This is a genomic window from Kribbella sp. NPDC002412 (genome assembly GCF_053592935.1).
In genome coordinates this window covers 19,115-41,569 of the sequence record NZ_JBSFBL010000010.1, presented here as the reverse complement: position 1 = coordinate 41,569, position 22,455 = coordinate 19,115, and the positions used below count along the sequence as shown (strand labels likewise).

The following is a 22,455-nucleotide window of genomic DNA, read 5'->3' as shown; positions in this document are numbered from 1 at the left end:
GTGAACACTCTCCGTCACACCACGGTTGCTGAGTGTCAGGGTCTGGTGACTTTCCGGACCGCTAGTCTCTCCGCGTGTCCACTGTCACTCCCGCGCAGCGATCGCTGATGACCACGGCCGCCGCCATGCTCGCCGCGATCCCGATGATCACCCTGACCCTGTGGTTCGTGCTGGCCGTCGACGGGATCGGTGACTTCCCGCCGACCTGGGCGCCGTCGTTCGTGCTGCTGGCCGCGGCGCTTGCTTATGCGTTCTGCGAGCTCATCGGTTTCCGGACCAGCCCGCTGGAGATCAGCGACCGGTCGCGGGCCGAGGTCGCGACGGAGTCGTGGCAGCGATTCACGGCGTCGACCTTCGTCCGGTTCGCGGTGTGTGAGGCGGTCTTCCTGATCTCGATCCCGCTCGCGTTCGTCGTCGACAGCTTCTATCTCGTGCTGATCGGGGCTGCCCTCGCGATCCCGCTGTTCCTGTGGGAGGTGTGGCCGGGCTTGCGCAACCAGCAGCGGTTCGCCGCCGCACTCGAGTCCGGCGGCGTGTCGTCGTACCTGACCGAGGTCTAGCGGCCGGCGATCCAGATCGAGGTTGCGGTGAAGAGGCGCTCCACTGCCTGCAGGGCGCCGGGCAGGAGGAGCACGGCGGCACCGAGCAGGAGCGGTACGACGATCAGGCGCTCGAACCAGCCGTTGGTGCGGAAGCGGAGCGGGCGTGGGAGGCGGATCTCGTACCAGGTCTCGCCGCGGATCGGCAGCGGCCACAGCCACGGGCAGCCGGAGCGGGTGAGGCTGTCGCCGAGACAGTGAACGAACATGCCCAGGGCGACGGCGACTCCGATCCAGCCGCCGATGCCGGTGAGGCCGGCTTGGATGGCGTCCGCGGTGGTTGTGCCGGGTAACGCCGTACCGGCCACGGACCAGGCGGTGGCGCCGAGCACGAGGACGATCAGCCAGTCACCCAGTACGTCGGCCGCGAGCAGCAGACCGGTGACGGCCACCGCGAGGACAGCCCACTTGCCGCGGTCGCCGGCGCTGGCCGCGAGCATGCCGAGCAGGATCGCGGCGACGAGCGTGTGGGTCGCGTGGCGGTGCTTGCCGGTGCTGTCCTCGTCGCGCGGGCCCTTGGTGAGGTTGTAGAGCACGCCTGAGAAGGCACGAACCGCCTCGGACACGAGCCGCGTCACCGGACCGACCAGCCGGGACGCCCGCGCCCCCGGGTGATCCAGATCCGGCACCAGCGCGCACCCAGCGGTCGCCGCCGCGAACGGCACCACCTCCGCCACCGTCGTCAACCCGACCAACGGCGCGACCACCAACCCCGCACACCACCCCGACAAAGCATGCGACCGCCCCATCATCCGGGCCCCACTCCCCTCACTCGGCGAGCCCCCATCCTCCCAACCCCAACCCCATCCGCCTCATCAGCCACGCTGATCCCCTCCAACCACAACCCCTCGCTTCGCTCGAGGGCTGGAACAAGGAGCCACCCGCCCGCCGACGCAGCGGGGCCAGCGGCGACTCGCTTTGCATAATCATGCAGGAGAGTGCATACTTTTTCTGTGTCCAAGGTTCTTACGTCTTTGCCTGTTGGTGAACGGGTCGGCATCGCCTTCTCCGGCGGTCTCGACACGTCGGTCGCGGTCGCGTGGATGCGGGACAAGGGAGCGATCCCCTGCACCTACACGGCCGATCTCGGTCAGTACGACGAGCCCGACATCGCCTCCGTCCCGGGTCGCGCCACGGCGTACGGCGCCGAGATCACCCGCCTGGTCGACTGCCGCGCGGCGCTGGTCGAGGAGGGCCTGGCCGCGCTGGCCTGCGGCGCCTTCCACATCCGGTCCGCCGGGCGGACGTACTTCAACACCACCCCGATCGGGCGGGCGGTGACCGGGACGCTGCTGGTCCGGGCGATGCTCGACGACGACGTCCAGATCTGGGGCGACGGCTCGACCTTCAAGGGCAACGACATCGAGCGGTTCTACCGCTACGGCCTGCTGGCGAACCCGCAGCTGCGGATCTACAAGCCGTGGCTGGACGCGGAGTTCGTGCACGAGCTCGGCGGCCGCAAGGAGATGTCCGAGTGGCTGGTCGCGCACGGCCTGCCGTACCGGGACAGCACCGAGAAGGCCTACTCCACCGACGCGAACATCTGGGGCGCCACCCACGAGGCGAAGACGCTCGAGCACCTCGACACCGGGATCGAGACCGTCGACCCGATCATGGGCGTGCAGCACTGGGACCCGGCGGTCGTGATCGAGGCCGAGGACGTGACGATCGGCTTCGAGCAGGGCCGGCCGGTGACGATCAACGGCAAGGAGTTCGGCTCCGCGGTCGACCTGGTGCTGGAGGCCAACGCGATCGGTGGCCGGCACGGCATGGGCATGTCGGACCAGATCGAGAACCGGGTGATCGAGGCCAAGAGCCGGGGTATCTACGAGGCTCCCGGGATGGCGTTGCTGCACGCGGCGTACGAACGGCTCGTCAACGCGATCCACAACGAGGACACGCTGGCGAACTACCACAACGAGGGCCGGCGGCTCGGCCGGCTGATGTACGAAGGCCGCTGGCTGGACCCGCAGTCGCTGATGCTGCGGGAGTCCCTGCAGCGCTGGGTCGGTACGGCGGTGACCGGTCAGGTCACGCTGCGGCTCCGGCGGGGTGAGGACTACTCGATCCTCGACACCACCGGTCCGGCGCTCAGCTACCACCCGGACAAGCTGTCGATGGAGCGGATCGTGGACTCGGCGTTCGGCCCGGTCGACCGGATCGGTCAGCTGACCATGCGGAACCTGGACATCGCCGACTCCCGCTCGAAGCTGGAGCAGTACGCGGGCCTCGGCATGTTCGGCTCCACCAACCCGGCGCTGGCCTCGTCCACCGACCTCATCGGACCGATGCCCACCGGCGGCGCCGAAGCGATCGCCTCCCGGGGCGAAGCCACCGAAGAGGACGAGCTCCTGGACCGCGCCGCGATGGAGTCCGGCACCGACTGACCCGACACCCGCAAACAGCCAACCTCATCAGGTGGGGTTGGCTGTTTGTCGTGGTCAGGCGTCGAAGTCGAGGGTGACTGCGGGGGTGGTGGGGTGGGACTGGCAGGTCAGGACGTAGCCGGCCCGGATCTCGTCGGGTTCCAAGGCCCAGTTGGTGTCCATCCGGACGGAGCCTTCGAGGACCTTGGCTCGGCAGGTGCCGCAGACGCCGCCCTTGCAGGCGAAGGGTGCGTCGGAGCGTACGGCGAGGGTGGCGTCGAGGACCGGCTTGGAGTGTTCGGCCAGAGCAAAGGTCGAGCGGCGGCCGTCGAGGATGACGGTGACCTGGGCTGCGTCCTCGTCGACGGGAGCCTCCTCGACGGGAGCCGCCGGGGCCTCGTCGCCTACGTGGAAGAGCTCGGCGTGGACGTGCTCGCGCGGAACGCCTTGGTTCAGCAGCAGGTCCTGGGCGCCGACAACCATCGCGTACGGGCCGCAGAGGAACCACTCGTCGACGGTCCCGATCGGCAGGATCGTCTTGAACATCCGCTCCAGCCGCTCGGCGTCGATGCGGCCGCTGAACAGCTCCACCTCCGTCGACTCCCGCGACAGCACGTGCACCAGGTGGAACCGCTCGGCGTACCGGTCCTTCAGATCGGCCAGGTCGTCGGCGAACATCACCGACCCCGCGGTCCGGTTCCCGTAGAGCAGCGTGACCCGGCTGGCCGGCTCCACGGACAGGATCGTCGCCACCAGCGACAGCACCGGCGTGATCCCGCTGCCCGCGGCAACGAACGCGTAGTGCTTCGCGTTCGCCGGATCGAACGTCGTACCGAACCGTCCGAGCGGTGTCATCACCTCGAGCTCATCGCCGACCTGCAGCTCGTTGGCGGCGTACGCCGAGAACTCGCCACCCGGGATCCGCTTGACCCCGATCCGCAGCACACCGGACCCGGCCGGCGAGCAGATCGAGTAGCTGCGCCGCACGTCTTCACCGGTACGGCGGATCGTCAGATGCTGTCCCGCGGTGAAGTCGTACTCGTCCACCAACTCCGCCGGCACCGCGAACGTGATCGCCACCGAGTCGTCGGTGATCGCCTCGATCGCCGCCACCTTCAACGGGTGGAAGACAGCGCGCCGCCGGGGCGCCACAGTCGTCATCTAGATCGCCTTGAAGTGGTCGAAGGGCTCCCGGCAGCTGTTGCACCGCCAGAGGGACTTGCAGGACGTGGAGCCGAAGCGGCTGAGCTCGGTGGTGTCGGGCGACCCGCACAACGGGCACCGGATAGTCAATGACAGCGCAACCGGGCCGCCGACAGCACGGTGACCGGTCGGCGGGGCGATCCCGTACTCGACCAGCTTCGCCTTCCCGGCGTCACTCATCCAGTCGGTCGTCCAAGCAGGCGACAGCACGGTCTCGACCCGCCCGCCGACCCCCAGATGGTCAAGCGTCAGCTCGACCTCGTGCCGGATCAGGTCCATCGCCGGACACCCGGAGTACGTCGGGGTGATCGTCACCACCACCTCGTCACCCTCATGCCGCACCCCACGCAGCACGCCGAGATCCGCGATCGTCAGCACCGGCACCTCAGGATCAGCGACCTCACCAACAGCCTCGAGGATCGCCGCGTCCGTCACCATGTCGCGCCCGGATGCGACCGCGCCACATGCTGCAGCTCAGCCAGCAGATACCCCAGATGCTCCGTATGCCGACCAGCGCGACCGCCCGTGTGCTGGTACGACGCCGCCGGCCGAGCACACGTCGACTCGTCGATCACCGCAAACACCCGGCGCTCCCACTCATCCCGGACCGTCGACGGTTCGACCGCGACCGGCAGGCGCCGTACGAGCTCGTCGGACTCGAACATCTCCGCGGTGTAAGGCCAGAACGCCTCCAACCCGGCCTGCATCCGACGGTGACTCTCCTCGGTCCCATCGCCGAGCCGCAGCACCCACTGCGTCGCATGGTCGACGTGATAAGCGACCTCCTTGACCGCCTTGCCCGCCACCCCCGACAGCATTTCGTCGGAGCACTCGAGCAGCTCTTCGTAGACCAGATGCTGGTACGTCGCGAAGTACAGCAATCGCGCCATCGCCCGCGCGAAGTCGCCGTTCGGCAGCTCGCACAGCTGAAGGTTGAGGAAGTCGCGCTCGTCCCGGAAGTACGCGAGGTCGTCCTCCGTCCGCCCCTCCCCCTCGACCTCGCCGGCGTACTGCAGCAGCGACCGGGCCTGGCCGAGCTGGTCGAGGCCGATGTTGCCCAGGGCAACGTCCTCCTCGAGCTGCGGGGCGGCCGCGATCCACTCGGCGGTGCGCTGCGCGGAGATCAGCGCGTCGTCGCCGAGCCGGAGCGTGTAGACGAAAAGGTCGTTCACAGGTGCTCTACGCCTTCCGGGACCTGGTAGAAGGTCGGGTGCCGGTACACCTTGTCGCCGGCCGGGTCGAAGAACTCGTCCTTCTCGTCCGGGCTCGACGCGGTGATGTCGGCCGCCCGCACGACCCAGATCGACACGCCTTCCTGGCGCCGGGTGTAGACGTCCCGGGCGTTGCGCAGCGCCATCGTCGCGTCCGGCGCGTGCAGGCTGCCGACGTGCGTGTGCGAGAGCCCGCGCCGGGACCGCACGAAGACCTCCCACAGCGGTTCGATGCTCATGCCGCACTCTCCTGACGAGCAGCCTTCTTCGCCGCGTACGCCGCCGCGGCTTCACGGACCCACGCGCCGTCCTCGTGCGCCTTCACGCGGTGCGCAAGCCGCTGCTGGTTGCACGGCCCGTTGCCCTTCACCACTTCGTACAGCTCGGTGTAGTCCGGCTCGCTGAAGCGATAGTGTCCGGTCTCCTCGTCGTACGACAGGCCGTCGTCCGGCACGCGCAGCCCGAGCACGTCGGCCTGCGGGACGGTCATGTCGACGAAGCGCTGGCGCAGCTCGTCGTTGCTGTGCCGCTTGATCCCCCACGCCATCGACTGCTCGGAGTGCGTGGACGCGGAGTCCGGCGGACCGAACATCATCAGCGACGGCCACCACCAGCGGTCGAGCGCGTCCTGGGCCATCGCCTTCTGCGCCTCGGTGCCGTTGCACAGCGTGTGCAGGATCTCGAACCCCTGCCGCTGGTGGAAGGACTCCTCCTTGCAGACCCGGACCATCGCCCGCGCGTACGGCCCGTAGGAGCAGCGGCAGAGCGGGACCTGGTTGACGATCGCGGCGCCGTCGACCAGCCAGCCGATCGCGCCGATGTCGGCCCAGGTCAGCGACGGGTAGTTGAAGATGCTGGAGTATTTCTGCTTCCCGCTGTGCAGCAGGTCGAGCAGGTCGGCCCGGTCCACGCCGAGGGTCTCGGCGGCGGCGTACAGGTAGAGCCCGTGGCCGGCCTCGTCCTGCACCTTGGCCATCAGGATCGCCTTGCGGCGCAGCGACGGCGCGCGACTGATCCAGTTGCCCTCCGGCTGCATGCCGATGATCTCGGAGTGCGCGTGCTGCGCGATCTGCCGGATCAGGGTCTTGCGGTACCCCTCCGGCATCGCGTCCCGCGGCTCGATCCGGCCGTCGGCGTCGATGGTCGCCTGGAAGCTGTCGTCCATGCCGCCAGCATAGCCGAGTTGTGACACTTTCTGTCCAGATCAGCGAAGAAGTGTCACAAAGCCGGACGGTGGCACGGCCGAGACCCTGCTGCGGAAGCTCGTGTACTGACTTGCGAGGATGGCGGGTATGAGTGACTTCGGCGTCCCGGAACCCGCCAACCTCTCCGACCTGTCCAGCACGGGCGAGAGCCCGGTCGCGGAGACGAGTGTGCGGCTGGCGCTTCCGGCCGAGGCGAACGAGATCGGCGAGATCCAGGTCGCGTCCTGGCGGGCGTCGTACGCCGGCTTGCTGCCGGTCGACGTACTCGCCGATCTCAACCCGGCGCAGTTCGCCGCTCAGTGGCGAGCTGCGCTGATCGCTCCCGGTGAGGCCCGCAACCGGGTGATGGTCGCACTGGCCGGCCGGACGCTCGTCGGGTTCGCCGCGATCACGCCGTCGGACGACCCGGACGCCGATCCGCAGCGGGACGCGTTGATCGCCGAGCTCGCGGTCAAGCCGGAGGCCACCCGGGCCGGCCACGGTTCGCGGCTGCTGAACGCGGTCGTCGACACGGTCCGCGCCGACGGGTTCGGCCGGGTCACCGTGTGGGTCAACTCGACCGACGACGTTCTTCGGGCGTTCTACACCGAGGCCGGCTGGGCTCCGGACGGCGCCCACCGCGAGCTGGATTTGTACGGCGACGAGTCCGTCCGGATCAAGCAGATCCGGCTGCACACGGACCCCGGCACCGCCGACTGAGAGGTCAGCCGACTGACCGCAGGGCGAACCGCCGGCGGTACTCGCTCGGGGTCAGCCCGGTGGTGCGTTTCAGCTGGAGCCGGAGGTTGGCCGCCGTACCCAGGCCGCAGTTCCGGGCGATCGTCTCCAGCCTGACCTCGCCGCGTTCCAGGACCCGGCAGGCCATCGCCACCCGCTCTCCCGTCAACCAGGCCAGCGGGGTCGTCCCCAGCTCAGCCTGGAAGCGCCGATGCAGGGTCGCCTGGCTCACGGCTGCATGCGCTGCGATGTCCGCGACCGTCAGCGGGCTGCCGAGTCGCGCCCGCACCCACTCGAGCAGAGGGGCCAGCGAGGTGTCCGCCACCACCGGCACCGGCTGGTCGATGAACTGCCGCTGCCCGCCGTCGCGATGCGCGGTGAACACCAGCCGCCGGCTGACCGCATTCGCGACCTCGGCGCCGTGATCGCGCCGGATCAGGTGCAGTCCGAGGTCGAGGGCCGCCGCACTCCCGGCCGCGGTCAGAACGTTGCCGTCGTCAACGAACAGGACGTCCGGCAGCAACTCCACCTGCGGATGCAGGCGCCGGAACGTCCGAGCCCACCGCCAGTGCGTCGTCGCCCGCCGCCCATCCAGCACGCCGGCGGCGGCCAACGTGAACGCCCCGGTGCAGAAGCTCACCAACCGCGCTCCCCGCTGCTCGGCTCGGCGTACGGCGTCCAGTACGGCGGGCGACGGCGGCGTCTCGGGATCGGGACGGTTCGGCACGATCAGCGTGTCCGCCCGATCCGCCTCGTCGAGTCCGGCGACCCCGGTCAGCGTGAAGAAGCCGGAGTGCATCCGCACCGCCGGCTCCGCCGTACACAGGCTGAACTCGTACCAGTCCCGGCCGAGCTCCGGCCGGCGCAGCCCGAACAGCTCGGTCGCGACCCCGAGCTCGAACGGGTTCGACCCGTGGTCGACGATTACGACCACCCGATGCGAGGATCCTTGCGGCATCTGCCATTTCTAGCACTCACGGTCGGGCTACGCACGCGGCGAGACTGGGCGGCATGAGCAACGAACCAGTCGACCTGCGCGGAGTCCTGAAGACCTTCGACGACCTCTGGAGCCCGCGGATCGCCGCGCGGATCAACGACTACGACGTCCGGGTCACGAAGGTGGCGGGCTCGTACATCTGGCACGTCCACGAGACCACCGACGAATTCTTCCTCGTCCTCGACGGCGAGCTGAGCATCGCGGTACGCGACCCGGACGAGCGGGTGGTCTCCCTCGCACCCGGGCAGGTCTTCGTCGTGCCGCGCGGCGTCTACCACCGCCCGTTCTCCGACGGCGGCGCCTCCATCGTCGTCATCGAACCCGAAGGCACCCCCACCACCGGCGACCACCACGACCCGATCCCCGCCCACATCCAAACCCACACCGGCCTCGATCTCTAACGCAGCCACCCGTGTGTGGTCACCGGGCGCGGTAGAGGTCGCGGAGGAGGCAGAGTTCGGCGCCGTGGTGGATGGTTTCGCGGTTGAGGTGTGTGATCAGGGCGAGCATGGTGTCTTCGGCGTAGAAGGAGCCTTTGGGGCCGAGGGGCTGGCTCAGCTCCTGCTCGGAGAGGGCGCGGATCGAGTCGTTCCAGCGGTGGTACCAGTGGTCGAGGAAGGCCAGGCCGTCGGCCGCCGTGCCGGGGAGGTCGGTGGGCATGTGCCGGGAGTCGAACATGTCCGCGTCGTCCGGCACGCTGCCGTCGCCGAAGAACGCGCTCGTCCGGGTCGCGAAGCAGCCGACGCCGATGTGTACGAGTCGCCACGCGATCGTGGTTACCGGCGGCGGGTCCGGCACCGGGTCCTCGTGGTCGACCACGAACCGGCCGTCCGCGTCCGGGCGCACCGACCAGGCCGGAGAGGCCGGCTCCCACAGGTACTCGTCGTCCGTCAGCCCCTGAAGCCGCGGCCACAGGTGCATGTCCCAGTAGAACTCCAGCTGCCCGATCACCAAGTCACCACAGTCCATGCGACGACGGTAGAAGGGTGCACCGACATACCACGGGCCTGATCGGCGACGGGCCGGGGGTGGTGCTCGACCGTTCCATCAAGGCATGACAGATTGTCACGGTCCGATCACGCATGGCCACCCGCTGGAGTCTGCATGAAGTACCTACCCCTGGCCGTCGGCCTAGGGCTGTCCGCTGCTGCTGTTCTCGTCGTCCCGGGGTCCGGGGCGACTGCCTCGATGGACCAGGCGACTGTCGTCGACCGGGCACATCCGGTGGCGAATCGGTATCTCAAGCAGACACCGGCATGGAAGCAGTGCGGCGACAAGGAGTACCGGACGTACTGCGCGAAGATCACCGTCCCCCGCGACTGGGCCAACCAGCACTCGGGCAACGACATCCAGATCGCGGTCAGCAAGGTCGCGCCGCTGAAGGGGAAGCCGAGCCGTGTGGTGTTCGGCAACCCGGGTGGACCGGGTGGCGCCGGCCTCGGCATGGCGCCGTACCTGGCCAGCCAGGCGCCGCTGGCGAAGGACCACCTCGCGGTCGGGTTCGACCCGCGCGGCACCGGTGACAGCACCAACGTGACCTGTGAGGGTGCGCCCGGCTACACGATGGACGCGCGCGACCGCGACCCGTGGAACCTCGACCTGATCGCGGAGGCGTCGCGGCTGAGCCAGCCGTACTGCGACCGCCAGTCCCGCGGCCTCCTCCCGTACGTGAACACCGCGCAGACCGTGCAGGACATGGACCTGATCCGCCGGCTGCTCGGCTTCGACAAGATCGACTTCGTCGGGTACTCCGGCGGCACCTGGATGGGCGCGTACTACCAGACCTACTTCCCACAGCACGTCGGCCGCTTCGTGCTGGACTCGAACACCGACTTCACCCAGCCGTGGATCACCACGTTCGTCGCCCAGCCGGAGGCGTTCGAGCGCCGGTTCCGCGAGGACTTCGCGACCTGGGCGGCGAAGTACGACAGCGAGCTGCACCTCGGCACGTCGCCACGCTTGGTGATCAGGACCTACGAGCGGCTCCGGGCGGCGCTGAAAAAGCAGCCGGTGGTCGAGGAGTTCCTGGACGGGTCGATCAAGATCACCTACGACCAGAACACCCTCGACCAGATCGTGTCCGGGGATATGTACACGAAGGTCGACTTTTATTCACTGGCCGTCGACCTGGCATTTCTCCGCGACCTTTCCGCGGCCCAGACCAAGGGCGGCCCGCGCGCTGCGCAGCGCAAGGTCGACGCACTGTCAGCGGCCCGGCAGCAGCAGCTCGTACGGCGCGCCTCCCGCGACACCGTCGGCCTGCGCCCGCTCGGCCGGATCGTCGGCGAGGACGCCGAGGACGCGACCTTCACGGCGGTCACCTGCAACGACACCCCCTGGCCGCAGGGCCGCGAGTACGGCGACCAGCTGGCCGGCCGCCTGGGCCCGAAGTACCCACTGCTCGGCTGGGGACTGAACGAGAACCCGTGCTTCTACTGGAACCGCCCGAACCTGACCATGCCACTGCCCACCGGCAAAGGCTTGCCGACAACGCTGATGGTGCAGTCGGCACACGACCCGGCGACCAGCTACTCGCTCGCGGTGTCGGCGCACAGCCGGTACGCCGGTTCGCGCCTCGTCACCGTCAGCCGGGAGGGCGACCACGGCGTCTACGGCGGCGTGAACCAGTGCGCCGACAAGATCGTCAACACGTTCCTCACCACCGGCAAGGCGCCGGCCAAGGACGTCACCTGCGTCGGCGAGGGCATCCCGGCGCCGTCGACGCCACCGCCGGGCCTCGACGAGTACGGCGCCGCATACGGTCACACTCCGTTGCGCCGGATCGCCGGCTTCACCAAAGCCGTGTCCGGATATTTGCATTGACGCTACTGAATTCGGCGAAGTGCCCGAACGGGCAGGAAAATCGCACGATTTCAGCCGAAATCCCCTACGGACCGGAATTTCGTGATCACCGTCGGCGAAATCCCCGCGGGGGTTTCGTTGTCAGGACATATTTGTCAGGGCGATGTCAGGGTTCCGTCCCTGTGCGACTCAGCGTGATTTCGACAACCTTGAGTCAGCGCGGAGGAACCGGCCGTCGACTGGGAGGGCTCGACGAGAGGTGACATCGCCGACGTGGCTTCGGCCGGCTGTGAGGTGGGGGGACTGCCTGGGGGGTCAGACAGGGACACAGCCGGCCGGGTCCGTCACACGGATCCCGCGCTCACAGATCCCTCGCGGGGTACCGTCGATCCCCCAGGTCGTGGTGCTCCGCGAGGCAACCATCCGATCAGCAGACCTGGTGGACTGCTGATCGGTTTTCTTTGCCGGCACGTCCGTCAGAGTCGCCCGGTGCGGTTCGGGTTCGAGCTGGACGGAGCGGGCGGGTATCCGTCGGCCACGGCGACCAGTGGTGCGGCTCGCCCGGCCGACCAGGCTGTTCGGAAGGCCCGGCGATCCAGCGACTGCTCGATCGCGCTCCGGGTCGCCAGGTAGTCGGCCTTCTCGATCTCCGGCACCGGCGCTCCGATGACCTCACGCACCCCGTCCGCGGCTCCGAGCAGGAACGCGGCGTACTCGCTTCTCCCCCGCTGCTGCGCGACCGTCGCCAGCTCCTCGAGGACACTCGCCGACCGCCACCGGTCGCCCAGATCGCGATGCTCCGCAAGGCTCTCGTCCAGCAGGTGTACGGCGCGCTCCGTCAGACCACGACGTCGTTCGACGATGCCCAACTGGTTCAGCGACCAGGCAACACCTTCGCGGTAACCGAGCCGCTGCGACAACGCCAGGCTCTCCTGCAGCAGGTCCTCCGCCTCGACGAGCTCACCGCTGTACTGCGCGATGGTCCCGAGACTGATCAACGACCAGGCAAGTCCTTCACCGTCACCGATCAGCCGGAAGCTGTCCCGCGCCCGGCTGCAGCGCCGCGCACCGACCTCCAGGTCGCCACGCAGCCACGCGACGAAGCCCAGGTGGTTGTGCGCCCACGCCATCCCCGACTGGTCGCCGAGACTCTCGTAGAGGTCGTAGCTCTCGCAGTGCAGGTCCTCCGCGGCCGCGTAGTCCCCGCGCTCCCTGGCGACACCACCGAGCCGTTGCAGCACGAGCGCCGACCCGGCTGTGTCGTCGAGTTCCTTGTACTGCGTCAATGCGGTCTGCAGCCGGGCGGTCGCCGCGTCGTACTCACACTGCAGGAAGGCGAGCATCCCGGCACCCAGGTTCGCCTTGGCACACGCGGGTGCCAGGCCGGCCGTGTCCGACTCCGGGACGGTGTCCGACAGCGCGAGTGCGCGTTCGAGCCACTGACTGCCCTCGGCGTAGTGCCCACGCAGGTAGCAGAACAGCCACAGCCCGCCTGCCAACCGCAGTGCCTCGTTGATCGACCTGGTCCGCAGCGCCCAGGCCATGGCTGCCCGGAGGTTGTCCAGCTCGGCGTCCAGCCGTTCCAGCCACTCGGCCTGGTTCACACCGCGCAGCTGCGCTTCGGCCTCCTCGGCCAAGCCGATGTAGAAACGCGCATGACGACGGGCCGCCTCTTCCGCCAGGCCTGCCGCGGTCAACCGGTCCGCGGCGAACTCACGAATCACGGCAAGCATGTAGTACCGCGCAACGCCGCTGCGCCGAGTGACCCGGATCAGCGACTTGTCGACCAACCGGCCGATCAGGTCGAGTGCTTCGGCGCGGGCCATCGGACCAGGTGACGGCTGACCCGACATGACGGTGGCGGCCGCACTCAACGTCCACCCGCCGACGAACACCGACAGCTGCGCGAACACGTCCCGCTCGGCCGCTGTGAGCAGGTCGTGGCTCCACTCGATCGCGCCGTACATGGATTGCTGCCGGGGCGAGGCCGTCCGCGGTCCGCCGGCGAGGATGCCGAACGAGGTCTCCAGCTCGGTCGCGAGCTCCTCGATCGTCATCACGTTCGTCCGGGCCGCGGCCAGCTCGATCGCGAGCGGCATACCCTCCAGCCGCCGGACCACTCGGGCGACCTGGTCCAGCTGTCCGTCCACGTCGTACCCCCGGGCGGCCGCTCGCTCGACGAACAGGCGTACGGCGGCCGACGACTCGAGCTGATCCTCGTCGTGCGGCAGCGCCAGCGCGGGTACGACGTACACGCTCTCGCCGGGCACCCGCAGCAGCTCCCGGCTGGACGCGAGGACCGACAGGTTCGGGCAGTACTCCAGCAGGGCGGCGCAGACCTGCCCGACCGTGGCGACGACGTGCGAGCAGTTGTCGAACACCAGCAACATCGTGCGCCGACCGATCTGCTCGGCGATCGTCTCGACCAGCCTGGCGTTGTCCAACGGATGCACACCGGTCGAGGCCGCGACCGCCGGAATCACGCCGGCGGGGTCGGTCAGCGATGCGAGCGGGATCCAGCAGACGCCGTCGGCGAAGCTGTCCTCGAGCTGAGCCGCCAGCCCCAGCGTGAGCCGCGTCTTGCCGACACCGCCGGGCCCGGTCAGGGTCAGCAACCGAGTGAGCCGCTGGCCAAGCAAACGTTTGGTCGTCGTGAGCTCAGTGCCGCGGCCGATCAGCTCGTTCGGCGGCGCCGGTGGCCGGCGCAACTGGATCTGCGGGGACTCGGTGTCCCGGCGCGCAGCCATGGTGAGCGCAGCGCGGTCGGACGCGCCGAGCCGCAGGGCGTCCGCGAGAAGGCGCAGCGTGTGCGCCCGCGGCGCGCGTCGACGCCCCCGCTCCAACGCCGCGATCGCGTCGACGCTCAGGCCGGCGAGCTCGGCGAGACCCTCCTGCGACAGCCCGGCTTCCCGCCGGTGCCGCCGCAACAAGCCACCGAAACCTGCCCCTTGCACGTCGTCCGAGCCGCGGCGAGACCCGTCTGATGGCACAGGACGGCTCCACCCAGTCTCCGACCTGCACGTGGCGGTTGCCACGCACTTGCTTTGAAAGTATCCCGTTCCGCACCGCGTTGTCAGTTACCTCGGTGTCGTTTACGGCCAACTCTCAAGTAACTGTGGCCTCGTGCTTCGCGATCGCGGTCCGCATCATCGCTCGGGCCCGCCGCCGGTCGCCGGCCGCGTCGTACGCCGTCGACAGCCGAAACCAGACCCGCCAGTCGTCCGGCGCAGCCTCGGCTTCGGCCTTGTACTTCTCGAAGGCGACGTCGGCCGCGGCCCGGTCGACGCGCCCCGACGGGCGGCGCGGCAGGTCGTCGACCGGCAGGCCGCCGGACGCCTCCAGCTCGCGCGCGAGGACCTCGGTACGGCGGCCGAACTGCAGCTCCCGCCAGACCAGGAACGCGCCGAGCACCGGGATCACCAGTACGGCGACCCCGAGCCCGACGGCGACCGGATCGCCGGTGCCGATCAGCAGCACACCCCGCCAGCCGAGCAGTCCGGCGTACGCGACGAAGACGACCGCCAGCACGATCGCCATGCGCTTGGCGGTCACAGCAGGCCGGTCATGTCAGTCGAGGTCCATGAAGTGCTCGAGGCCGACGGTGAGGCCGGGAGTGGTGCCGATCCGGCGGACGCCGAGCAGCACGCCGGCCATGAACGACACCCGGGCCATCGAGTCGTGCCGGATGGTGAGCGTCTCGCCGGTGTCGCCGAACAGCACCTCCTGGTGCGCGATCAGGCCGCGCAGCCGGACGCCGTGCACCCGGATCCCCTCGACGTCGGCGCCGCGCGCTCCGTCGAGCGCGGTCGTGGTGGCGTCCGGGATCGGGGCCGAGCCGGCCTCCCGGCGGGCCTCGGCGACCAGCTCGGCGGTCCGGCGCGCCGTACCGGAGGGAGCGTCGACCTTGTCCGGGTGGTGCAGCTCGATGATCTCCACCGACTCGTAGTACTTCGCGGCCTTGGCGGCGAACTGCATCATCAGCACGGCGCCGATGGAGAAGTTGGGCGCGATCAGCACCCCGGCGCCCGGGTTCTTCGCCAGCAGGCCGCGCAGCGTCTCGAGCCGGGCCTCGTCGAACCCGGTGGTGCCGACGACCGCATGGATGCCGTGCTCGATGCACCACGCCAGGTTGTCCATCACCACCTCGGGCCGGGTGAAGTCGACCACCACCTGGGCGCCGGCCTTGGTCAGCTCGTCCAGCTCGTCGCCGAGGTCGAGCCGCGCGACCAGCTCGCAGTCGTCGGCTTCTTCCACCGCGAGGCACGTCTGAGCGCCCATCTTGCCCTTGGCCCCCAGCACACCGACCTTGATCATCCGCACCCTTTCGACAGACTCCGACCGCCCAAGGATCTCATCTGATCCATCGACCAGTGTCAGGGTGTCTTGGTGTCCCGTTCGCCGCGCGGCACGTAGACCTGCAGGTTCATCGTCTGCTGTGGCGGCGCGAGCAGTTCGTAGTCCGCGGTGAAGTCCAGGGCGCAGGCGCGCAGCGCGGTGATCTCCACGTCGGAGATGCGGCGGTTGAGCAGGATGACCGGCGGGCGGCCCGGGCTCCACGGCTGACCGTCCCGGCAGACCTCCTCGATCCCGGCGGCCGTCCGGTTGCGTTCCTTCGGCGCCACCCACGCCTCGCCGACCGGTTTGCCCTGCAACATCAGCACCAGGCCGGCCATCTTGTCGAACGCGAGGATCGGCCGGCCGGGCGGCTGGAGGTACGGCCGCAGCTCGGCCTCGAGGTCGGCGTACTTCTGCGCCGCCGAAGGCTGCAGGTAGAGCCCCTTCAGTGGCGCCAGAGTGGCCGGCTCGGTCAGCTCCGCATGCCCGACCGAGCGATACGGGTGCAGGAACATCCCGCTGTAGGAGATGGACGCCACCGCCACCAGCGAAGCCACCGTGACCAGGCCGACGGTCACCCGCGCCACCACCGGAACCGCCCAGATCCCGGTCAGCACCGCGATCATCACCGCGACCCAGCAGGCGAACGCGTTGAACCCGATCGTGTACAGCGGGTTGTTCGTCCCGAACGCCTGCACCATCGGCAACACCACGAGCAGGCCCAGGACGACCCACCCGCGTGCCTTCTCCCGGCTCAACGTCGACCGCCGGGTCAGCCCGTACCGGCCCGCGACCACGGCCGCCACAGCAGTGACCAGCCCGACCAGTACGGCGGCCAGCAGCGTGACGGTGTAGTCCGAAGTGTGCGCCGACCCGCCGACCGCGGCGTCGTCGACGACTACCCGCCGTACCGAGAGAACGAACCCGACAGCGACCAGAACCCCGGCGGCGATGCGCAACCACGGCCAGCGGCCGATCACCGCTACGGCGGCCGCGACCAGCAGGACCGCGTGCTCGCGGAGGGTCTTGCCGAGCAGCTCGATGCCGGTCGACCAGTAGACCTGCAGCAGGGCCGTCGGCGAGTACGACGTCTCCGCGATGAACCTGTTCACGGCCATGATCCCGGGCACCGCGACGTTCAGCCGGACCACGAACAGCTGCACCACCAGGGCCGCGAGGGCCAGACCGGCCACGGCGAAACCGACGCCTCGGGCAACGGCTCGCCAGCCCTGCCCGGTCAGCACGACCACGGCTGCGACCACGATCAGCCCGATCACCACGACCGAGGTCCACTTCGCCAGCACCATCACGCCGATCACGACCCCGGCGGCCATCAGCACCCAGAACGGCACCGGCGTCCCGCGGTCGACCGCGGTCGCCATCCACAGCACGCAGGCGACCAGCGTCAGCGCGCCGAGCAGGATGACGTCGTTGTACCCGGGCGACATCGGCAGCCAGCTGTAACACATCCCGCCGGCCGCCAGGATGGTCGCCATCCCGGCCAGCTCCCACAGCTTGGTCGGCGGCGCCCCCGGCCGCCGGCCGCGCAGCCACCGCATGAAGCTGTAGCCGAAGACCAGGTGTACGGCGACCACGGTGAACAACCGGAAGAACCGCAGCCCGACGATGTCGTACCCGAGCCACTCGAAGATCGGCCCGTAGAGGTACTGCACCCCGGTCAGCGCCAGCGGGTTCTGGTCCCACCAGCGGTACGACAGCAGGTAGTAACCCTCGTCGGTGAGGTCGAATCCCTCGTTCGCGACCCGTCCGGCGGTCAGCACCCACCACGCGGCGAGCCCGCCCGCGACCACGAGCACACCAAGAAGCAACACGGTTTGCCTACGCAGCGTGTTCCTTCTGGCCTCCGACCTCACGGCCGACACCTTAGGCCATCACTCCGGGGTTACGTCATCAGGCGGCCGCAGCCTGGCTCCGATCAGTGGGGCGGGATGTTCTGGTTGAGGTGAAAGAGGTTGTTCGGGTCGTACTTCCGCTTGAGCGCCTGCAGGCGGTCGTACGTCGTGGCGCCGTACGCGTCCCGGATCCGGCCGGTGCCCTCGTCGGTGAGGAAGTTGACGTAAACGCCGGTCTGGTGGGGTGCCAGCGCCTGCCAGGAGTCGCGGGCCCACTGGCGTTGCTCCTCGAAGCCTTCCGGGCCGAGGGTGGAGCCGACGAAGTTGAAGGTGTGTCCGCTGCCCCGGCCCCCGAACGCGGTGGCGTCCGCCGGGACCCGGGAGATCGCCCCGCCGAGGTGGAAGATCGGGTACGACGTGAGCGGCCCGTTGATCGCGAACCCACGGTCGGCCGCGACGTCGACCACGTCGTCGGTGAGCTCGGCGACGTCGGACGAGCGCATGTAGTACCAGCGACCGTGCGGGAAGCTCAGGTCGAACATCGCCTGCAGGTCGACGAACGGCTTCGGCGCGCACAGGTCCAGCAGCGGCGGCGCAAACGCCTTCAGCGGCGCCAGCACCCGTTCACCCTCCTCGATCGAGCCCGCGTAGCAGGCCAGCACAACCACGACCGGCAGGCCGTGCAACTCGGGCGGGATCGCCGGCACCGCCGGGATCCAGCGGTGCATCACCGCGGTGGTCAGGTCGTCGGGGATGTCCGTGATCCACTCGCGGTAGAAGCGCAGCAGCCGCGGCGACTCGGTCATCGGCCACATGATCGGGCCCGCGTAGACGATCGGGCCGACCGGGTGCAGCCGGAACTCGAACTCGGTCACGATGCCGAAGTTCCCGCCGCCACCGCGGATCCCCCAGAACAGGTCGGCGTTGACGTCCTCGCTCGCGGTCAGCAGCTCACCATCGGCGGTGACCAGGTCGACCGAGACCAGGTTGTCGATGGTGAGCCCGTACTTGCGCATCAGCCACCCGATCCCGCCGCCGAGCGTGAGCCCGGCCAGGCCGGTGTGGGTGACGATCCCGGCCGGCGTGGCCAGCCCGAACGCCTGCGTCTCGCGATCGAGCTCACCGAGCAGGACTCCCGCCTGCGCCCGCGCCGTACGCCGTACCGGATCGACCCGGATGCCCTTCAGCGGCGCCAGGTCCAGCAGGACCCCGCCGTCACAGGTCGAGTGCCCGGGGAAGCTGTGCCCGCCGCCGCGCACCGCGACCGGTCCACCGGTACGGCGGGCGTAGGCCAGCGCGGCCCGGATGTCGGCGACCCCGGTGCAGCGGGCGATCAGGCCCGGCCGGCGGTCGATCGACCCGTTCCAGACCTTCCGCAGCTCGTCGTACGACGGTTCGCCCGGGTGCACCAGCTCCCCACGGAAGTCCTCGCCGAGCGCCTGAATCTCCGGAGTAATCGTACTCATGACCCACTCCCCGCAGCCCCTCCCCCAGGCCCCCTTCCCCGGCCAGTCTGCTCCTGCCGGGTGGGGCTGTCGAGGCCGTCAGAGCGTGAACGCGGTGGTGTCCTCGTCGAAGGGGCCCATCACGGTGAGAGCAGGGGTGCCGGCGTAGAGGTCGGCCGCGAGCCGGCTGACGTCGTCGAGGGTGACGGCGTCGATCCGGCGCAGGATCTCGTCGACGGTGGGCAGCTCGCCGTACACCAGCTCGGCCTTGGCGATCCGGGTCATCTTGGCGCCGGTGTCCTCCAGGCCCATCACCACCGAGCCGCGCATCTGGCCCTTGCCACGGAGCAGCTCGTCCGGCGTGATGTTGCCGCTGGCAATCGACGCCAGCTCGGAGCGGACCACGTCGAGCACCTCGCCGGCCTTCTTCGGCAGGCAGCCCGCGTACACGCCGACCATGCCGGAGTCGGCGTACGCCGAACCGAACGTGAACACCGAGTACGCCAGGCCGCGCTTCTCCCGGACCTCCTGGAACAGCCGCGACGACATGCCGCCACCGACGATCCCGTGCAGCACGCCGGCGACGTACCGCCGCTCGTCGTTGCGCACCAGGCCCGGCATCCCGAGCACCAGGTGCGCCTGCTCGACGTCCCGGTGGTGCACCTGCACCCCGCCGTACGTCGGAACCGGCTTGGACGCACCGCGTCGCACCGGCGCCGGCTCGGCCTCGCCGGTCACCCAGTGCCGCTCGAACGCCTTGCGGACCAGGCGGACGACGTCGGCGTGGTCGACGTTCCCGGCGACCGAGACGACGATGTTGGACGGCTTGTAGCGGCGGCGGTACCAGCCCACCACCTGCTGGCGGGTCAGTCCGGCAACGGTCTCCGGCGTACCGGTGATCGAGCGGCCGAGCGGCGACTTGCCCCACAGTTGTTCGGCGAACAGGTCGTGGATGTGGTCCGACGTCTCGTCGGCGTGCATCGCGATCTCCTCGTCGATGACGCCGCGCTCACTCTCCACGTCCTCGCCGGTCAGCGTGGCGGAGGTGATCATGTCGCAGATGACGTCGACCGCGAGCGGCAGGTCGGAGTCGAGCACCCGCGCGTAGTAGCAGGTGTACTCCTTGCCGGTGAACGCGTTCATCTCGCCGCCGACCGCGTCGATCGAGGCGGAGATCTCCAGCGCGTCGCGGCGCTCGGTGCCCTTGAACAGCAGGTGCTCGAGGAAGTGCGTGGCGCCGGCCAGCCGCTCCGGTTCGTCGCGGGAGCCGACGCCGACCCAGACCCCGAACGTGACGGTCCGGAAGCCGGGGACGGACTGGGACAGAACCCGAAGCCCGGAGGGCAGGACGGTCCGTTTCACCGGACCGCCCGCCTCCGGGCTCAGCAGGGTGCTGGTGATCGCTCGGGTCACTCGGCGGACTCGGCGCCCTTCTCTTCGGACTTCTTGTCGCCCTCTTCACCCTCGATGACCGGGATCAGCGAGAGCTTGCCGCGGTCGTCGATCTCGGCGATCTCGACCTGCAGCTTCTGGCCGACCGAGAGCACGTCCTCGACCGCCTCGACCCGCTTGCCACCGGCCAGCGGACGCAGCTTCGAGATGTGCAGCAGGCCGTCCTTGCCCGGCAGCAGGCTGATGAACGCGCCGAAGTTGGTCGTCTTCACGACCGTGCCCAGGTAGCGCTCACCCTTCTCCGGCATGGTCGGGTTCGCGATCGCGTTGATCGCGGCCCGGGCGGCCTCGGCCGACGGGCCGTCGGTCGCGCCGATGTAGACGGTGCCGTCGTCCTCGATCGAGATGTCGGCGCCGGTGTCCTCGGTGATCTGGTTGATCATCTTGCCCTTCGGGCCGATGACCTCGCCGATCTTGTCGACCGGGACCTTCACCGAGATGACCCGCGGCGCGAACTCGCTCATCTCACCCGGAGCGTCGATGGCCTTGGCCATCACGTCCAGGATGGTCAGCCGCGCGTCCTTCGCCTGCGTCAGCGCGCCGGCCAGCACGCTGGCCGGGATGCCGTCCAGCTTGGTGTCCAGCTGCAGGGCGGTGACGAAGTCCTTCGTGCCGGCGACCTTGAAGTCCATGTCGCCGAACGCGTCCTCCGCGCCCAGGATGTCGGTCAGCGCGACGTACTGCGTCTCGCCGTCGACCTCACCCGAGATCAGGCCCATCGCGATACCGGCGACCGGGGCCTTCAGCGGCACACCGGCGGACAGCAGCGACAGGGTGGAGGCGCAGACCGAGCCCATCGAGGTGGACCCGTTCGAGCCGAGCGCCTCGGAGACCTGGCGGATCGCGTACGGGAAGTCCTCGCGCGACGGCAGCACCGGCACCAGGGCCCGCTCGGCCAGCGCGCCGTGACCGATCTCGCGGCGCTTCGGCGAACCCACCCGGCCGGTCTCACCGGTCGAGTACGGCGGGAAGTTGTAGTTGTGCATGTACCGCTTGCGGGTCTCCGGCGACAGCGTGTCGAGCTGCTGCTCCATCCGGAGCATGTTCAGCGTGCTGACACCCATGATCTGGGTCTCGCCCCGCTCGAACAGCGCCGAGCCGTGCACCCGCGGGAGCACCCGCACCTGCGCCTTGAGCGGCCGGATGTCGGCCAGCCCGCGGCCGTCGATGCGGACCTTGTCCTTCAGCACCCGCTGCCGGACCAGCTTCTTGGTCAGCGACCGGAACGCCGCGGACAGCTCCTTCTCGCGGCCCTCGAAGTCGGCGGCCAGCTTGTCCACCACGGCGGCCTTGACGGCGTCGGTGGCGTCCTCGCGCTCGTGCTTGCCGGCGATGGTCAGCGCCTGCGCCAGCTCCTCGGTGGCCGCGGCCTCGACGGCGGCGAACGCGTCGTCGGCGTAGTCCGGGAAGACCGGGAACTCGGCGGTCGGCTTCGCGGCCCGCGCGGCCAGGTCGGCCTGCGCGTCGACCAGGGTCTTGATGAAGCCCTTGGAGGCCTCGAGGCCCTCGGCGACGATCTCCTCGGTCGGCGCCTGGGCGCCGCCGGCGACCGCGTCGAAGGTGCCCGGGGTGGACTCCGCCTCGACCATCATGATCGCGACGTCACCGGACTCGGTCACCCGGCCCGCGACGACCATGTCGAAGACCGCGTCCTCGAGCTCGGTGTGGGTCGGGAACGCCACCCACTGGCCCTCGATCAGGGCGACGCGGACGCCGCCGATCGGGCCGGAGAACGGCAGGCCGGCCAGCTGGGTCGACATCGACGCCGCGTTGATGGCGAGCACGTCGTACAGCTTGTCCGGGTTCAGCGCCAGGACCGTGATGACGACCTGGATCTCGTTGCGCAGGCCGGACACGAACGACGGCCGCAGCGGGCGGTCGATCAGCCGGCAGGTCAGGATGGCCTCCTCGGACGGACGGCCCTCCCGGCGGAAGAACGAGCCGGGGATCCGGCCCGCGGCGTACATCCGCTCCTCGACGTCGACCGTCAGCGGGAAGAAGTCGAACTGGTCCTTGGGCTTCTTGCTGGCCGTGGTGGCCGACAGCACCATCGTGTCGCCGTCGAGGTACGCGGCGGCCGAACCGGCGGCCTGCTGGGCCAGGCGGCCCGTCTCGAAGCGGATGGTGCGGGTGCCGAAGCTGCCGTTGTCGATGACGGCTTCAGCGAACTCTGCGCCCTCCATGGGCGCGCTTGTGGATCCCGACACGGGATACCCCTCTCTAGCAGTGTGACGACTGCGAGGCGCGAGCTTCCGGGGTGCCGGTCTTCG

General features: G+C 69.5%; 20 protein-coding genes. 5 read left to right on the top strand and 15 right to left on the bottom strand.

All coding sequences use genetic code 11. The features are described 5' to 3' along the window. Positions 1-74 precede the first annotated feature (74 nt). Positions 75-560 carry a hypothetical protein gene (locus tag ACWCOV_RS10705; protein ID WP_449829009.1) on the top strand — a complete coding sequence of 162 codons (486 nt, stop codon included), beginning with the start codon at positions 75-77 and terminating at the stop codon, positions 558-560. Here ACWCOV_RS10705 and ACWCOV_RS10700 read toward each other — a convergent pair. Then, positions 557-1,348, bottom strand: coding sequence for a metal-dependent hydrolase (locus tag ACWCOV_RS10700; protein WP_449829135.1), 792 nt, complete (start codon positions 1,346-1,348; stop codon positions 557-559). The two genes, ACWCOV_RS10705 and ACWCOV_RS10700, sit on opposite strands and share 4 nt — an antisense overlap. Before the next feature lie 204 nt (positions 1,349-1,552). On the opposite strand from ACWCOV_RS10700, the gene argG reads away from it, so the two are divergent. Further along, complete coding sequence (gene argG / locus ACWCOV_RS10695; RefSeq protein WP_449829008.1) at positions 1,553-2,986, top strand: argininosuccinate synthase; 1,434 nt, start codon at positions 1,553-1,555, stop codon at positions 2,984-2,986. 54 nt (positions 2,987-3,040) lie between these two features. Here the strand turns inward: argG and paaE are convergent, their stop codons facing one another. From paaE to paaA, 5 genes are read right to left on the bottom strand one after another with little or no spacing between them, the layout of a single operon-like run. After that, the gene (gene paaE, locus ACWCOV_RS10690; protein ID WP_449829007.1) at positions 3,041-4,126 is read right to left on the bottom strand and encodes a 1,2-phenylacetyl-CoA epoxidase subunit PaaE; all 1,086 of its coding nucleotides are present in this window, start codon (positions 4,124-4,126) and stop codon (positions 3,041-3,043) included. After that, a complete protein-coding gene (gene paaD / locus ACWCOV_RS10685; protein WP_449829006.1) occupies positions 4,127-4,606 on the bottom strand; it encodes a 1,2-phenylacetyl-CoA epoxidase subunit PaaD in 480 nt (159 codons plus the stop codon). Beyond that, positions 4,600-5,340, bottom strand: a complete 741-nt coding sequence (gene paaC, locus ACWCOV_RS10680) for a 1,2-phenylacetyl-CoA epoxidase subunit PaaC (RefSeq protein ID WP_449829005.1) — start codon at positions 5,338-5,340, stop codon at positions 4,600-4,602. Before paaC ends, paaD begins: the two co-directional genes overlap by 7 nt. Next, the gene (paaB, locus tag ACWCOV_RS10675; protein ID WP_132315431.1) at positions 5,337-5,618 is read right to left on the bottom strand and encodes a 1,2-phenylacetyl-CoA epoxidase subunit PaaB; all 282 of its coding nucleotides are present in this window, start codon (positions 5,616-5,618) and stop codon (positions 5,337-5,339) included. Before paaB ends, paaC begins: the two co-directional genes overlap by 4 nt. Then, positions 5,615-6,544: a 1,2-phenylacetyl-CoA epoxidase subunit PaaA gene (paaA, locus tag ACWCOV_RS10670; protein ID WP_449829004.1), complete on the bottom strand. Its 930-nt coding sequence runs from the start codon at positions 6,542-6,544 to the stop codon at positions 5,615-5,617. Before paaA ends, paaB begins: the two co-directional genes overlap by 4 nt. Before the next feature lie 127 nt (positions 6,545-6,671). On the opposite strand from paaA, the gene ACWCOV_RS10665 reads away from it, so the two are divergent. After that, positions 6,672-7,283: a GNAT family N-acetyltransferase gene (locus ACWCOV_RS10665; protein WP_449829003.1), complete on the top strand. Its 612-nt coding sequence runs from the start codon at positions 6,672-6,674 to the stop codon at positions 7,281-7,283. Positions 7,284-7,287: 4 nt separating this feature from the next. Here the strand turns inward: ACWCOV_RS10665 and ACWCOV_RS10660 are convergent, their stop codons facing one another. Continuing rightward, entirely contained in the window at positions 7,288-8,235 is a 948-nt protein-coding gene (locus ACWCOV_RS10660; RefSeq protein WP_449829002.1) for a helix-turn-helix domain-containing protein, read from the bottom strand. A gap of 77 nt (positions 8,236-8,312) precedes the next feature. Between ACWCOV_RS10660 and ACWCOV_RS10655 the strand changes: the two genes are divergently transcribed. Then, positions 8,313-8,699, top strand: coding sequence for a cupin domain-containing protein (locus ACWCOV_RS10655; protein WP_449829001.1), 387 nt, complete (start codon positions 8,313-8,315; stop codon positions 8,697-8,699). Positions 8,700-8,718: 19 nt separating this feature from the next. On the opposite strand, the gene ACWCOV_RS10650 is transcribed toward ACWCOV_RS10655, so the two are convergent. Then, positions 8,719-9,267: a DinB family protein gene (locus tag ACWCOV_RS10650; RefSeq protein WP_449829000.1), complete on the bottom strand. Its 549-nt coding sequence runs from the start codon at positions 9,265-9,267 to the stop codon at positions 8,719-8,721. A gap of 135 nt (positions 9,268-9,402) precedes the next feature. On the opposite strand from ACWCOV_RS10650, the gene ACWCOV_RS10645 reads away from it, so the two are divergent. Next, positions 9,403-11,121 carry an alpha/beta hydrolase gene (locus ACWCOV_RS10645; protein WP_449828999.1) on the top strand — a complete coding sequence of 573 codons (1,719 nt, stop codon included), beginning with the start codon at positions 9,403-9,405 and terminating at the stop codon, positions 11,119-11,121. 455 nt (positions 11,122-11,576) lie between these two features. Here the strand turns inward: ACWCOV_RS10645 and ACWCOV_RS10640 are convergent, their stop codons facing one another. From ACWCOV_RS10640 to ACWCOV_RS10610, 7 genes are all read right to left on the bottom strand, one after another. Then, positions 11,577-14,090 carry an ATP-binding protein gene (locus tag ACWCOV_RS10640; RefSeq protein ID WP_449828998.1) on the bottom strand — a complete coding sequence of 838 codons (2,514 nt, stop codon included), beginning with the start codon at positions 14,088-14,090 and terminating at the stop codon, positions 11,577-11,579. A gap of 115 nt (positions 14,091-14,205) precedes the next feature. Continuing rightward, entirely contained in the window at positions 14,206-14,652 is a 447-nt protein-coding gene (locus ACWCOV_RS10635; RefSeq protein ID WP_449828997.1) for a hypothetical protein, read from the bottom strand. 15 nt (positions 14,653-14,667) lie between these two features. After that, entirely contained in the window at positions 14,668-15,414 is a 747-nt protein-coding gene (gene dapB / locus ACWCOV_RS10630; RefSeq protein WP_449828996.1) for a 4-hydroxy-tetrahydrodipicolinate reductase, read from the bottom strand. Between the two features lie 59 nt (positions 15,415-15,473). After that, complete coding sequence (locus ACWCOV_RS10625; protein ID WP_449828995.1) at positions 15,474-17,267, bottom strand: hypothetical protein; 1,794 nt, start codon at positions 17,265-17,267, stop codon at positions 15,474-15,476. Between the two features lie 104 nt (positions 17,268-17,371). After that, a complete protein-coding gene (locus ACWCOV_RS10620) occupies positions 17,372-18,754 on the bottom strand; it encodes an FAD-binding oxidoreductase (protein WP_449828994.1) in 1,383 nt (460 codons plus the stop codon). Between the two features lie 78 nt (positions 18,755-18,832). Beyond that, positions 18,833-20,146 carry a M16 family metallopeptidase gene (locus tag ACWCOV_RS10615; protein WP_449828993.1) on the bottom strand — a complete coding sequence of 438 codons (1,314 nt, stop codon included), beginning with the start codon at positions 20,144-20,146 and terminating at the stop codon, positions 18,833-18,835. Continuing rightward, positions 20,143-22,368, bottom strand: a complete 2,226-nt coding sequence (locus tag ACWCOV_RS10610) for a polyribonucleotide nucleotidyltransferase (RefSeq protein ID WP_449828992.1) — start codon at positions 22,366-22,368, stop codon at positions 20,143-20,145. Before ACWCOV_RS10610 ends, ACWCOV_RS10615 begins: the two co-directional genes overlap by 4 nt. Positions 22,369-22,455 lie beyond the last annotated feature (87 nt).

What these genes read in the sequence shown, in the direction of transcription:
- ACWCOV_RS10700 (WP_449829135.1), bottom strand. Translation starts at nt 1,348, where the DNA reads ATGGGGCGGTCGCATGCTTTGTCGGGGTGGTGTGCGGGGTTGGTGGTC.
- paaE (WP_449829007.1), bottom strand. Translation starts at nt 4,126, where the DNA reads ATGACGACTGTGGCGCCCCGGCGGCGCGCTGTCTTCCACCCGTTGAAG.
- paaD (WP_449829006.1), bottom strand. Translation starts at nt 4,606, where the DNA reads ATGGTGACGGACGCGGCGATCCTCGAGGCTGTTGGTGAGGTCGCTGAT.
- paaB (WP_132315431.1), bottom strand. Translation starts at nt 5,618, where the DNA reads ATGAGCATCGAACCGCTGTGGGAGGTCTTCGTGCGGTCCCGGCGCGGG.
- paaA (WP_449829004.1), bottom strand. Translation starts at nt 6,544, where the DNA reads ATGGACGACAGCTTCCAGGCGACCATCGACGCCGACGGCCGGATCGAG.
- ACWCOV_RS10665 (WP_449829003.1), top strand. Translation starts at nt 6,672, where the DNA reads ATGAGTGACTTCGGCGTCCCGGAACCCGCCAACCTCTCCGACCTGTCC.
- ACWCOV_RS10655 (WP_449829001.1), top strand. Translation starts at nt 8,313, where the DNA reads ATGAGCAACGAACCAGTCGACCTGCGCGGAGTCCTGAAGACCTTCGAC.
- ACWCOV_RS10650 (WP_449829000.1), bottom strand. Translation starts at nt 9,267, where the DNA reads ATGGACTGTGGTGACTTGGTGATCGGGCAGCTGGAGTTCTACTGGGAC.
- ACWCOV_RS10645 (WP_449828999.1), top strand. Translation starts at nt 9,403, where the DNA reads ATGAAGTACCTACCCCTGGCCGTCGGCCTAGGGCTGTCCGCTGCTGCT.
- dapB (WP_449828996.1), bottom strand. Translation starts at nt 15,414, where the DNA reads ATGATCAAGGTCGGTGTGCTGGGGGCCAAGGGCAAGATGGGCGCTCAG.
- ACWCOV_RS10620 (WP_449828994.1), bottom strand. Translation starts at nt 18,754, where the DNA reads ATGAGTACGATTACTCCGGAGATTCAGGCGCTCGGCGAGGACTTCCGT.
- ACWCOV_RS10610 (WP_449828992.1), bottom strand. Translation starts at nt 22,368, where the DNA reads ATGGAGGGCGCAGAGTTCGCTGAAGCCGTCATCGACAACGGCAGCTTC.